This is a genomic window from Streptomyces sp. NBC_01439 (assembly GCF_036227605.1).
In the GTDB taxonomy this organism is placed as follows: Bacteria; Actinomycetota; Actinomycetes; order Streptomycetales; family Streptomycetaceae; genus Streptomyces.
The window spans coordinates 6696245-6708536 of the sequence record NZ_CP109487.1; the positions used below are offsets into that span (position 1 = coordinate 6696245).

The window sequence follows — 12292 nt, forward strand, 5'->3', positions numbered from 1 at the left end:
GTGGTGGGGGCCCTGTCCTGCCGAGAACCCATCTTCGCATTTGTCGGGGGCACGCGGGACGCCGGGCCCACGATGTGATCGGGCGATCTGCCCGGACCGGGGGTTACCGCTGCGTAGATACCTACCGAGATACCTACCGATTCCTTCAGGTTTCGTCGTGAGACGGACGCACCCCGGGCCCTGACCCGGCCCGGGGTGCGTCACGTCACATCGAACGGGGTGGTCAGCCGAGGTCGCCCGTGGCCGTGCGCTCGGCGAGGCGCACCAGGGTGCGGACGGCGGAGCCGGTGCCGCCCTTGGGGGTGTAGCCGTGCGGCGCACCCTCGTGGAAGGCCGGGCCGGCGATGTCGAGGTGGGCCCAGGTGATGCCCTCGCCGACGAACTCCTGCAGGAAGAGGCCGGCCACCAGGCCGCCGCCCATGCGGACGCCCATGTTCGCGATGTCGGCGGTGGGGGAGTCCATGGTCTTGCGCAGCTCCGCGGGGAGCGGCATCGGCCAGGAGGACTCGCCGACCTCCTCGGCGATCTCGTGGATCGACGTGCGGAAGGCGTCGTCGTTGGCCATGATCCCGAAGGTGCGGTCGCCGAGGGCGAGCACCATGGCGCCGGTCAGGGTGGCGACGTCGACGATCGCGTCCGGGTTGTCCTCGGAGGCCTTGGTCAGCGCGTCACCGAGGACCAGACGGCCCTCGGCGTCGGTGTTGAGGACCTCGACGGTCTTGCCGCTGTACATGCGCAGCACGTCACCGGGCTTGGTGGCGGAGCCGGACGGCATGTTCTCGGCGAGCGCGAGCCAACCGGTGACGTTGACCTTCAGGCCCAGCTTCGCGGCCGCGACGACGGAGGCGAACACGGCGGCGGCGCCGGCCATGTCGCACTTCATCGTCTCGTTGTGGCCGGCCGGCTTCAGGGAGATGCCGCCCGAGTCGTAGGTGATGCCCTTGCCGACGAAGGCCAGGGTCTTCTCCGCCTTCGGGTGCGTGTAGGTGAGCTTGACCAGGCGCGGCAGGTTCTCGGAGCCCTTGCCGACGCCCATGATGCCGCCGTAGCCGCCCTTGACCAGGGCCTTCTCGTCCAGCACCTGGACCTTGATGCCGTTCTCCTTCGCGGCCGCGGAGGCGACCGCGGCGAAGGCCTCGGGGGTCAGGTCGTTCGGCGGGGTGTTCACCAGGTCACGGGCGACGTTGACCTCGGTCGCGACGACCGCGGCGCGCTCGGCGGCGGCCTTGTGCTCCTTGTCGCGGGGCTTGGCGCCCAGCAGGGCCACCTCGGCGAGCGGCTGCTTCGGGCCGGCACCCTTGGCTTCCTTGCGGGCCTTGTTCTCGCCGCCCTGGTAGGCGGTGAACGCGTACGCGCCCAGCAGGGCGCCCTCGGCGACGGCGGTGACGGCCGAGGCGTCCTCCAGGGGGAGGGCGAAGGCGGCCTTCTTGTTGCCGTGCAGCGCGCGGGCGGCGGCGCCGGCGGCGCGGCGCAGCACCTCCTCGTCGAACGACTCGCCCTTCTCCGGGACGGAGCCGAGCCCCACTGCCAGCACGACCGGGACCTTGAGGCCCGCCGGGGCCGGCAGCTTGGTGATCTCGCCTTCGGCGCCCGAGGCGCCCAGCGCGTCGAGGACGCCGGCGAGCTTACCGTCGTACGCCTTGTCCACGGCCTCGGCGCCCGCGGCGACGATCGGTCCCTTGGGGCCCTTCGCCACGCCGACCACGAGGGCGTCGGCGCGGAGCGTCGCCGCGCCGGCAGTGCTGAGAGTCAGAGCAGTCACGGTGGTGAAGTCTCGCTTCCGTTGTGTGTGTGGGCCGAGTGGGTGGACGGCCATCCGTAGCGATCGTATTCGGGCCCGACGGCCGCCAGAAATGAGCCTACGCGTACGCGCTCGTCCGTACGTCACTCGAAGGTTTGGCAAGTTGTTCGATCAAGCGGCCATCAGGTTCACCCATCTGTGGACTCTGCTCCAGGTTTGCCCCGTAGACCTAACGAGGTCCGAGAGACTCGGTCCACTCTCGCAAGGGGACGCGGGGTTCCTTTGCATGATTTCCACAGAGCCTCCCAGGCCCGGCTGTCCGCCAAGGGCCGGTCGAGGGACGCCTGCGGGGGGAAAGGCCGAATATGGTCAACAAGAATCGGATGAACAGGGTCGCCGCGATGATGGCGGCAGCCGCCTTGGTGTCCGTGGTAGTACCCGCCTCGACCGCCCAGGCGGCCGTGGCACCGCGCATCGACCTGAAGGTGCTGGTCGTCGACGACGGCGGCAGCTCGGTCGAGGCGATCACCGCGGAACTCCGCGACACGGGGGTGCCCTACACCCGCGTCCAGCTGGGCAGCAGCGGCCGCCCGGTCATCAACGCGGGCTTCCTCAGCGACACGGTCGACGGCCGCCCGCGCGCCAAGTACCAGGGCGTCGTCCTGCCGAACGAGAACCCGTTCGGCGAGGGTTCGGCCGAGATGGCCGCCCTCACCGCTTACGAGACGACCTACGGCATCCGCCAGGTTGACGCCTACACCTGGGCCCACCCGGGCGTCGGGCTGGAATACACCGACAACGGCGGCTACAGCGGCCAGCTCGACGGCACCCAGGCCGCCGTCACCACCGCCGGAAAGGCCGGCCCCTTCGCCTACCTCGGCGGCCAGGTCACCTTCGAGGACAACTCGGCCCTGGTCCCCGAGAGCTTCGGCTTCATGGGCAAGCCGCGCCCCGGCTACACCAGCTACGTCGATGCGCCCGTCGGCTCCGGCCGGGCCTCCCTCGTCGGCGAGTACACGCACGACGGCCGCAGCGAACTGGTCGTCACCTTCGGCTACAACCAGTACCAGCAGCAGTTCCGGCTGCTCGCCCGCGGCATCGTCGACTGGCTGACCCAGGGCGTGCACCTCGGCCAGAGCCGCAGCTACTTCGCGGTCCACGTCGATGACGTCTTCGCCCCCGACGCCCGCTGGAACAAGGAGCTGAACTGCACGCCGGGCGACTACGCCTGTGCGGGCGGCGAGGGCAAGGAGAGCACCATCCGGATGAGCGCCGCCGACGCCGTGTACGCGGCGCAGTGGCAGACGTCCAAGAACTTCAAGCTGGACATGCTCTTCAACGGCGGCGCCGGCGAGGAGTGGAAGGCCGAGAACGGCGGCGTCGACGCGATGACCGCCCAGCTCGTCGCCGACCGCGCCAAGTACCGGTGGATGAACCACACCTACACCCACCCGTTCCTCGGCTGCGTCCAGAACACCGCCGTCACCCCGTGGACCTGCACGAAGAACGCCGCCGGCGCGATCCAGTACATGAGCCGCGCCGACATCTCCGCCCAGATCCGCGACAACAACAACTGGGCCGCCGCCAAGGGCATCACCACCGACAAGACCGAACTGGTCACCGGTGAGCACTCCGGTCTCAAGACCGCACCGCAGCAGCCCGTGGACAACCCCAACCTGGCCGGCGCCCTCGCCGACAACGGGGTCAAGTGGGCGGGCAGCGACAACTCCCGCGAACCGGCGCAGCGAGCCGTCGGCGCGGCCCTCACCGTCCCCCGGCACCCGATGAACGTGTACTACAACACGGGCACCAACGCCGAGATGGCCGACGAGTACAACTGGATCTACACCAGCCGCGCCCACGGCGGAAGCGGCATCTGCGAGGACAACCCGGCGACCTCCACCTGCCTGCCGGCCCCGCTGAACGTCAACACCGGCTACCTCGACACCATTGTCCCGGCCGAAGCCCGCACCGCCCTGCGGCACGTCCTGGCCAACGACCCGCGGCCGCACTACGTCCACCAGTCCAACCTCGCCGAGGACCGGACCCTCTACCCCGTGCTCAACCAGGTCCTCGACACCTACCGCACCCTGTACGCCCCCAGCGCGCCGATCGTCAACCAGAGCATGAAGGACACCGGCGTCGAGTTCCAGCGCCGCGCCGCCTGGGACAAGGCCCTCGCGGACGGCAAGGTCACCGCCTACCGCATCGGCAAGGACGTCACCATCAAGGCGCCCTCCGGGGTCGTCGCCCCGATGACCGCCCCCACCGGCACCAAGAAGCAGCTGCTGCTCGGCACCGCCGACTTCGGCACCGCCTACGCCGGTACCCGCTCCGCCTGGACCGGTCCGGAGACGCTCCAGAGCGCCGTCACGCTCAAGCTGCCCAGCTGACCGTCCGGCAAGCCACCACAAGCACCACGTAGCGCCGGCGCTCCGCGAACCCACGGGCGCCGGCCCCTTTTCCGTCCTGGGGGGACACACCGCATGAGTCATGGGCGTCACGTCACCATGCTCACCGAAGGCACCTATCCGCACGTCCACGGCGGCGTCAGCACCTGGTGCGACCAACTGGTACGAGGCATGCCGGAGGTCGACTTCAACGTCATAGCCCTGACCGGCTCCGGACGAGAGCCGGTCACCTGGGAACTGCCCCGCAACGTCTACCGGCACACCGCCTTCCCGCTCTGGGGGCCGCTCCCGGCGCGCATCCGCCGGTCGACCCTGCGCGGCAGGGCGCAGCGCCGCTTCACCGAGGTCTACGAGAGCTTCCTGCTCACCCTGCTCGATCCCGAGCCCGATCCGGCCCGGCACAGCTTCTCCGAGGCCCTGCGCGAACTGGCCGTCCTCGCCCGGGCCGGAAAGCTCGCCCCGGCCCTGCGCTCCGAGTCGGTGCTGCGCCTGCTGATGAACGTGTGGACCCGGCCCGGACTCGTCACCGCCGAGGCCGAGCCCACGATCCACGACGCGCTCACCGCCACCGACCTGCTGGAACACGCGCTGCGCCCGCTCGGCGTCCGGATCCCTCCCGACAGCGTCGCGCACGCCGTCAGCAGCGGCCTCGCCACCCTCCCGGCCCTCGCCGCCAAATACCTCGACGGGGTCCCCTTCCTGCTCACCGAGCACGGCATCTACCTGCGCGAGCGCTACCTCGGCTACCGCAGCGCCGCCCAGCGCTGGCCCGTCAAGGCCCTCATGCTCGGCTTCTACCGCGAGCTCAACACCGAGGGCTACCGGCAGGCCGACCTGATCACCCCGTGCAACCAGTACAACCGCCGCTGGGAGGAGCGCGGGGGTGCCGAGTCCGAGCGCATCCGCACCGTTTACAACGGCGTGGACCCGCACGCCTTCCCCGAGGCCGGCCCCGAACCCGACGTGCCCACCCTCAGCTGGTGCGGCCGCATCGACCCGATCAAGGACCTCGAAACCCTCATCCGGGCCTACGCCTTCATGCGTGAGGAACTCCCCGCCCTGCGGCTGCGCCTCTTCGGGCCCGTCCCGGCCGGCTGCGAGGAGTACAAGCTCCGCCTGGAGAAGCTCGCCGCCGAACTCGGCGTGACCGACGGAATCACCTACGAGGGCCGCATAGAGCAGGTGGCCCTGGCCTACGCGGCCGGCAGCGTCGTCATGCTCTCCTCCATCAGCGAGGGCTTCCCCTTCAGCATCATCGAGGCCATGTCCTGCGGCCGCACCACCGTCTCCACCGACGTCGGCGGGGTCCGCGAGGCCGTCGGCGACACCGGCCTCGTCGTACCGCCGCGCGAGCCCGAGACCATGGCCCGCGCCACCCTCGCCCTGCTGCGCGACGACGAACGCCGGGCCGAGCTCGGCCGGCTGTCCCGCAAGCGGGTCGTCGAGAAGTTCACCCTCCACCAGTCCGTGGACGGCTTCCGGCACATCTACCGCGAACTCGCCGGCCAGCCCGTCCTGCCCGTCCACGCGGGCGACGCGTGGACCCAGCGGCTCGCCGATCCCTGGTACCGCGAACTCGCCGCCATGGGGCACCCCCAGACGGACTCCGGGGAAGGGGGCTCGTGGTGAGCGGATCGCTCTGGCTCAAGCCGCCCGGTTCCGGCGCCGACACGCTCCCGGCCGTCCCCCGGCCGCGCCGCGACGGCCCCGGCGCGGACGTCACCGCCGCCGACGCCGCCACCGACCCGATGGACGAACTCGCCGAACGCCTCGACGTGTTCATCGCCTCTGCCGTCCACCCCGACGAGATCGCCGCCATCCTCGAATCCGACGGCATGACGGACGAGTACATCCGGCTCACCTACGGCCGGCACGACTCCTTCGCGCTCGCCGAGGAGCTCTACGCCCGGGTGCCCCGCTCTTTCCCGGAGCCGGGCGCCGCCCCCGACCCCTGGAAGGTCTCCCTCACCGCCTGCCTGCTGCGCGGGGTGATCTTCGCCCTGCCCGGCCTCGCCTACCTGCTCGGCGCGCCCCTGCTCGAAGGCCCCCAGGACCGCCTCGGCCTGCCCGCCGGAACCCTGACCCTGCTCGCCGGTGCGCTCATCGGCTGGGTCTGGGACCAGACCCTGTCCCACCGGGCGTACTCCTGGCTCGGCCTCGGCGACCGGCGCGCCGCCGGGCGGACCCTGCTCGTCGGAGCCCCCGTCGGCGCCCTGTTGGGCACCGCCGCCGCACTGGCGGTGCCCGGCGGGCCGCCGTTCTCCTACGCCTTCGCCGCCGGACAGGCCTTCTACGTCGGGGCCGCCACCGTCCTGCTGGTCCTCGGCCGGGAACGGGTCCTGCTTGCCGCGCTCGCCCCGATGGCCGCCGGAGCACTGCTCGCGCTCTTCGTCGACCTGCCCGTGCCGGTCCGGGTGACCCTGCTCGTGGTGTCCCTGCTGGCCGCCTGCGCCCTGGCCCTACGGGAACTCCCGCTGCGCGCCGGGCTGCGGTCCGCCGTGCGCCGGATCCGTGCCCACGCGGCCCGCCGACCCGGCCAGGGCCCCGTGCGCTGGCAGATGCTGCGCGGCGCCGAGGAGGACTTCGCACCCCGCGGACCCCGGATCGGGGACTCGGTCCCCTTCGGGGTGTTCGGCCTCGGCACCGGCCTGCTCGTGCTGTACGCCGCCCTCGGGGAGGTCCTCGCCGGAGGCCCCGCCGAGGAGGTCGCCGCCCCCTCGGCGGTGGCCCTCACCCTCAGCATGGGCCCGGCCGAATGGCTGCTCCACCGTTTCCGCAGCGGGACCCTCTCCGGACTCCAGGGGGCCCGCTCGCCCCGGGCCTTCCGCCAGAGGATGCTCGCCACCCTGACCCGGTGCCTGGCCGTCTACCTGACCGTCCTGCTGGTCCTGGGACTGGCCGGCACCCTGCTCTGGCCCGGCGCCCCCGTCCTCACCGGAGTCCGGATCGCGACCCTGCTGCTGCTCGGGGCCGTCATGTGGACCGGGCTGCTCCTGCAGTCCTTCGGAGCGGTCCGGCCCGCGGCCGTGGTCTGCTCCTCGGCCGCCGTCGTCCAGAGCCTGGCCCTGCTGACCGGCCTCGGCCAGCCCCGGGCGGTCCAACTGGTGGTGGCGGGCGCCGCCGCCACCGTACTGGCCGCCCTGGTCTGCCTGCTCCTCGGCCGCGCGACCGCCCACCGATGACGCACCCCCCGTCCGAGAAGAAGGACCCCATGCTGCTGGTGCCCCTCTACGAGCATCCCGCCGACCGGCCGGAAGCCTGGGAGCGGCTCATCCGCTCCGCCGGCCGGCTGCACTCGGTGGTCCTCAACCCCGACAGCGGACCGGGCGCTGTCCGCGACGAACGGTTCGCCGTCGTCGCCGAACGGCTGCGCGAGGCCGGGGTACCCGTCCTCGGGTACGCCGACACCGACTACGGGCGGCGCCCGCACGCCGAGGTGGTGCAGGACCTGCTGCGCCACCGCGACTGGTACGCCACCGACGGGGCCTTCCTCGACCAGGCCTCCGCCGACCCGGAACTGCTCCCGCACTACGGGCGGCTCGCGGTCGCCGCCCGGGCCGCGGGCGCCCGCACCCTCGTCCTCAACCACGGGATCCACCCGCACCCCGGGTACGCCGAACTCGCCGACCTGCTCGTCACCTTCGAGGGCCCCTGGGACGCCTACCGGGACGCGGCCCCCGCACCGCCGTGGACCGCCGACCACCCGGCCGCGCGGTTCTGCCACCTCGTCTACGCCGTCCCGCCGGGCCCGTTCGCCGCCCGGCGCGCCGAGGAACTCGCCACCGAACGCGGGGCCGCGGTGCACTGCGCCGTCCCGGGCAGCGGCGCGCACCCCTGGGGGACCCTGCCGTACGCGCTGGAGGCGGCGGGATGAGGAAGATCGCACTGCTGCTGGCCGTGCCCCTGCTGCTGCTCGCGGCGTGCACGGCCGAGCCGGAACCGGAACGCGACGGGCTGTCGCCCGATCCGCCGCCGGGGGAGCGCTGGCAGCCGAAGCCGGGGGTCGGCTGGCAGTGGCAGCTCACCGGGAAGCTCGACACCTCGGTGAAGGCGGCCGTGTACGACGTGGACGGGTTCAACACCACCAAGGAGCAGGTGGCCACCTTGAAGAAGGCCGGCCGCAAGACCATCTGCTACCTCTCCACCGGCGCCTGGGAGGACTTCCGGCCGGACGCCGGATCCTTCCCGAAGGCGCTGCTGGGCCAGGGCAACGGCTGGGAGGGCGAACGCTGGTTGGACGTCCGGCGCCTGGCGGAACTGGAACCGCTGATGGCCAAGCGGTTCGACATGTGCAAGGCGAAGGGCTTTGACGCGGTGGAGCCCGACAACATGGACGGTTACGCCAACCGGTCCGGCTTCCCGCTGACCGCGGACGACCAGCTGAAGTACAACCGCCTGATCGCCCGGCTGGTGCACGAGCGGGGCATGTCGGTGGGGCTGAAGAACGACCTGGACCAGATCCCGGAGTTGGTGGGCGACTTCGACTTCGCGGTCAACGAGCAGTGCATGGAGTACGAGGAGTGCGACCGGTACGTGCCGTTCATCGACGCGGGCAAGGCGGTGTTCCACGTGGAGTACGAGGGCAAGCTGAACCGCTGGTGTCCGCGGGCCCGGGCGGCGAAGCTCAGCTCGCTGCAGAAGCGGTACGACCTGGACGCATGGCGCCAGGTCTGCCAGTAGCCGCGCCGGCGGTTTCGGCAGCCTTCGTGAGGGCCGCCCCCGGCCCCGGCCGGGGCCACCTCGGCCCCGCCGGGCCCTTTGGACGTCACGGTGAAGCGCCGGTGCCCGGTGCCGGCGCGCGGCTGTTGATGACCGCGCAGGCGTACGACGTGAGGCCGGCGCGCAACTGGTCCCAGCCCTCCTCGTCGTCGGGCGCGAGGCCTGCCATCAACCGGCGCTGCTGCTCCACCACGAAGGGCCACGAGGCGATCCCGATCAGGGTCATCAGCAGATGACCGACCTCCTGGGGCGAGGTGAGGGACAGCGCCTTTCCGAGGGTCTCGTTCTTGCTCAGGTAGTACGCCTGGCGCTCCTCCTCGCCGGGAATCGCGGCGTCTCCGTAGTGCAGGCCCTCCCAGGCCAGGAGCCGCACGAGGCTGGTGTCACGGCGGTGGTAGTCGAAGATCTGGCCGACGTAGTGCTCGAGGTCCTCCCTCGTCGTCGGCACCGGCACCTGCTCGCCCAGTTCCCGGTACGCGTGCTTCAGGACGGTGGAGAACAACTGCTCCTTGCTGCCGAAGTAGGAATACAGGCGCTGCTTGTTCGCCGCAGCCTGCTCGGCGATGCGGTCCACCCTGGCGCCTGCGATGCCGAACTTGGCGAACTCAGCACGGGCCGCGTCCAGGAGACGGGTCGGCGTGTCTCGGGTTGCGTCCTTGGTCATGAACTCACCTTAGCGGCCAACCAACTGGATAGTTAAGAAACCATCTAGTTGGTTGCACCCTTTCGGGTGATCGTTTAGTGTCGGTGACGTCAGCCCGGCAGGCACCTCCGACAGAGCCGCCGGGGCCTGGAGCAGCCCGGCACACGGCCTGGGCCGGAATCCGCACGGCGCTCGGAGCCGCGCCGGTCTCCGCGCTTCGCACACTCATCACTCCGGTCAGCCGTCGTGGCAGTTCCATGCCGCACGGCCCCACTACCGAGGAGTTCCCATCAATCACTCGATCCAGAGCATCGTCCTGGTCGGGGACCGGTTCATCGGGTTCGCCGTCCAGGAGAACGTCTTCACCGTCTCGCAGTTAGTCGACGACATCCGGCGCGGCGTCTACGCCAAGGAGGGCGACCCGGTCCTCATAGAAAGCGCCCAGGGCGTGTCCGAGGCCGATGTCTTCCTCATCGTCGAGGAACTGCGTCATCGCGGCCTGGACCGCGTACACGTCCGGCTTCAGCCCTCCACCCTCAGCGGAGCCGGCGAGGTCCACAAACACCAGGTCGCCAACGCCCTGATCGCGGATCTCCACCAGGTGGACGACTCGCACTTCGGCGCCGGACTGCGGCTGCACAACGACAACGAGCTCCTGCTCGACCACCAGACCGGGCAGCACGTGCAGGGCATGGTCGCCATCGAGGCGTCCCGGCAGATGTTCCTCGCCGTGACCGAGCGGTTCTTCGCCGCCCAGTGGCCGCAGCGCAGGTACTACTTCGTCATCGAGCACATGAACACCACCTTCGAGAACTTCCTGTTCCCGCTGTGTTCGACCATCGAGTACCGGATCACCGAGTCCCGGACGCAGGACCCGTCCAGGCTCTCCTTCAGCGCCGAGGTCGGCATCCACCAGGCCGGCCGCCGCGCCGCCTTCACCCAGCTGGCCTTCACCGCCTTCGAGACCGACGTGATCGAGGCCAAGGAGGACCGGCGTGCCCGCCGGGCCGTCGAGCACACGCTCCGGGCCCCGGCCGACGCCCTGTCCGGCGTCTGACAGACCCCGGCCCCCGGCCGTTTCCGCGGCCCCCGGCCGCTTTCCCGGCCCGGCCGTTTCCCCGGCCCCCGGCCGTTCCCTCGGCCGCCGCCGCACCCCGGGCGTCGCCCGGTTCCCCCTTCTGTAGATCCCCTGAGGAGCACAGTCATGTCCGCATCACTCATCACCGCCGTGGAACTGTCGGTCAAGCCCGACCAGGTCGATGCCGCCGCCACCGCATGGAAGGCCCACCACGCCGCGTCGGCGTTCGAAGGCCGTGCCCTGTTCCGCAGCCTGGAGGGTTCCAGCCTCCTGGAGCTGGCCCCGCTCGCCGGCTGGGAACAGCTCGACGCCCTGCGCGCCGACTGGGAGCAGCTGTGGGAGACGCTGGCCCCGGCGGCCGAGGGCGACTTCCGCCGTCAGGTGCTGGGCTTCGTCGACGCGCCCAAGCCGGTCGACACCCCGCTGCCGCAGACGGCCTACGTGCAGATGCGCCACATCGAGGTGCCGCCGCGGGTGTACACCGCGTACCGCGCCTGGCGTGAGGAGACCATCTACGACGTGGTGCGCGGCGCCGACGAGGTCGAGGCCTTCGAGGCGTACCACTCGGTGCTGAGCACCGAACCCGGTGTCATGTTCGTCTCCGGGTTCAACTGCGACCCGGCCGAGTACAACGCGGTGTTCACCTCACCGCGTTACCAGGAGATCGTCCGCCAGGCCGGTGACCGCTTCATCGCGGGCGGCGAGCGCGGTCTCTACACCACGATCTACGCCCGCGTGGCGTAGGCGCCGCACGCAGGCCCGTCGCAGAACCAGGAACCCGACCGGTCGCAGAACGAGGAACCGGCACCGGTCACAGAACGAGCAACCAGACGAGGAGGAGCGGATGGGACCGTCGCGCACCTACCAGCTGAGTCTCACCACCCAGGGACCGGCCTACCCGCCCAGCGAAGTGATGGACGAGAACGGCGACTTCGTCGTGATCGGTCGCATCAACCGTGACGACGGGGCGGGCGGCGTCTCGAACGGCTGGGGGTGCGCGATCGTCGCCGCCGACAGCCCGCTGCCGGAGTTCGGCAAGAACGAGCCGTACCGCATTGTCCGTGAACTGCCGGACCACCCGGGCCAGTTCAGCCCCGCCGACAACGCGATCGTGCTCCACACGCTGCCCCTGCCGCTGCCGTGCAGCAACTACCCGATGGTGTTCGCCCCCGAGCAGTTCCCGGACGCGTCCGAGGTCGTCCGCCCCAGCTATCCGTTCCACCAGGTCGCCGTGCCGGATCTGCGGGCGCAGGACGGGCCGAAGGTGACCGAACCGGTGACGCTCGGCACCTGGGGCCGGGCGCGCGGCGAGCTCGAGGTACGGCTGAGCGACGACAGGAAGTCCGGAGAGTTCGGCTTCGAGTTCTCCGGGATGCTGCCGAACAGCCTGTACACGGTGATGTCGCTGCGCGAGCACGACCTGGACCCGGCCGGGCCGACCCGGCCCGGACCGCTCGGAGTGCCCAACGCCTTCGTCACCGACCAGGACGGCAGGGGCCGCTATCGGGCCGTGCTGCCCGACCCCTTCCCGGCGCCCGGCACCGGCGGCAACCGCATCGTGAACGTCGTCGTGCTGTGGATGAGCTACCAGCAGAACTACGGCGGGGCGATCGGCCAGTTCGGTCTGGGCGGGGACATCCACGCGCAACTGAAGCTGCAGGGACCGAGCTTCGGCGAATTCATCACCACCGGCTGACGAG

10 protein-coding genes are annotated in these 12292 nt (G+C 71.0%); 8 read left to right on the forward strand and 2 right to left on the reverse strand.

Going from position 1 to position 12292, the window contains the following annotated elements; all coding sequences use genetic code 11:
- Nucleotides 1-223: 223 nt before the first annotated feature.
- The gene (locus OG207_RS30355; RefSeq protein ID WP_329102740.1) at nucleotides 224-1762 is read right to left on the reverse strand and encodes a leucyl aminopeptidase; all 1539 of its coding nucleotides are present in this window, start codon (nucleotides 1760-1762) and stop codon (nucleotides 224-226) included.
- Nucleotides 1763-2106: 344 nt separating this feature from the next.
- On the opposite strand from OG207_RS30355, the gene OG207_RS30360 reads away from it, so the two are divergent.
- The 5 genes from OG207_RS30360 to OG207_RS30380 all read left to right on the forward strand — a co-directional run bounded on the left by OG207_RS30360 (nucleotide 2107) and on the right by OG207_RS30380 (nucleotide 8832).
- The gene (locus OG207_RS30360) at nucleotides 2107-4134 is read left to right on the forward strand and encodes a hypothetical protein (protein ID WP_329102742.1); all 2028 of its coding nucleotides are present in this window, start codon (nucleotides 2107-2109) and stop codon (nucleotides 4132-4134) included.
- Between the two features lie 93 nt (nucleotides 4135-4227).
- Nucleotides 4228-5781 carry a GT4 family glycosyltransferase PelF gene (pelF, locus tag OG207_RS30365; RefSeq protein ID WP_329102744.1) on the forward strand — a complete coding sequence of 518 codons (1554 nt, stop codon included), beginning with the start codon at nucleotides 4228-4230 and terminating at the stop codon, nucleotides 5779-5781.
- Complete coding sequence (locus OG207_RS30370; protein ID WP_329102746.1) at nucleotides 5778-7334, forward strand: hypothetical protein; 1557 nt, start codon at nucleotides 5778-5780, stop codon at nucleotides 7332-7334. The genes pelF and OG207_RS30370 overlap by 4 nt, the downstream gene beginning before the upstream one ends.
- Nucleotides 7331-8026 carry a spherulation-specific family 4 protein gene (locus OG207_RS30375; RefSeq protein WP_329102748.1) on the forward strand — a complete coding sequence of 232 codons (696 nt, stop codon included), beginning with the start codon at nucleotides 7331-7333 and terminating at the stop codon, nucleotides 8024-8026. The genes OG207_RS30370 and OG207_RS30375 overlap by 4 nt, the downstream gene beginning before the upstream one ends.
- Nucleotides 8023-8832 carry an endo alpha-1,4 polygalactosaminidase gene (locus tag OG207_RS30380; RefSeq protein WP_329102749.1) on the forward strand — a complete coding sequence of 270 codons (810 nt, stop codon included), beginning with the start codon at nucleotides 8023-8025 and terminating at the stop codon, nucleotides 8830-8832. The genes OG207_RS30375 and OG207_RS30380 overlap by 4 nt, the downstream gene beginning before the upstream one ends.
- Nucleotides 8833-8917: 85 nt before the next feature.
- On the opposite strand, the gene OG207_RS30385 is transcribed toward OG207_RS30380, so the two are convergent.
- Entirely contained in the window at nucleotides 8918-9535 is a 618-nt protein-coding gene (locus OG207_RS30385; RefSeq protein ID WP_329102751.1) for a TetR/AcrR family transcriptional regulator, read from the reverse strand.
- 427 nt (nucleotides 9536-9962) lie between these two features.
- Between OG207_RS30385 and OG207_RS30390 the strand changes: the two genes are divergently transcribed.
- From OG207_RS30390 to OG207_RS30400, 3 genes are all read left to right on the forward strand, one after another.
- A complete protein-coding gene (locus OG207_RS30390) occupies nucleotides 9963-10571 on the forward strand; it encodes an AfsA-related hotdog domain-containing protein (protein ID WP_329102753.1) in 609 nt (202 codons plus the stop codon).
- A 147-nt stretch (nucleotides 10572-10718) separates the two neighbouring features.
- Nucleotides 10719-11336: a hypothetical protein gene (locus OG207_RS30395; RefSeq protein WP_329102755.1), complete on the forward strand. Its 618-nt coding sequence runs from the start codon at nucleotides 10719-10721 to the stop codon at nucleotides 11334-11336.
- Nucleotides 11337-11436: 100 nt separating this feature from the next.
- Nucleotides 11437-12288, forward strand: coding sequence for a hypothetical protein (locus OG207_RS30400; RefSeq protein ID WP_329102757.1), 852 nt, complete (start codon nucleotides 11437-11439; stop codon nucleotides 12286-12288).
- The last annotated feature ends 4 nt before the right edge of the window (nucleotides 12289-12292 follow it).

Coding starts and splice junctions, on each gene's coding strand:
- OG207_RS30400 (WP_329102757.1), top strand. CDS start 11,437: ATGGGACCGTCGCGCACCTACCAGCTGAGTCTCACCACCCAGGGACCG.
- OG207_RS30385 (WP_329102751.1), bottom strand. CDS start 9,535: ATGACCAAGGACGCAACCCGAGACACGCCGACCCGTCTCCTGGACGCG.
- OG207_RS30360 (WP_329102742.1), top strand. CDS start 2,107: ATGGTCAACAAGAATCGGATGAACAGGGTCGCCGCGATGATGGCGGCA.
- OG207_RS30380 (WP_329102749.1), top strand. CDS start 8,023: ATGAGGAAGATCGCACTGCTGCTGGCCGTGCCCCTGCTGCTGCTCGCG.
- OG207_RS30395 (WP_329102755.1), top strand. CDS start 10,719: ATGTCCGCATCACTCATCACCGCCGTGGAACTGTCGGTCAAGCCCGAC.
- OG207_RS30375 (WP_329102748.1), top strand. CDS start 7,331: ATGACGCACCCCCCGTCCGAGAAGAAGGACCCCATGCTGCTGGTGCCC.
- pelF (WP_329102744.1), top strand. CDS start 4,228: ATGAGTCATGGGCGTCACGTCACCATGCTCACCGAAGGCACCTATCCG.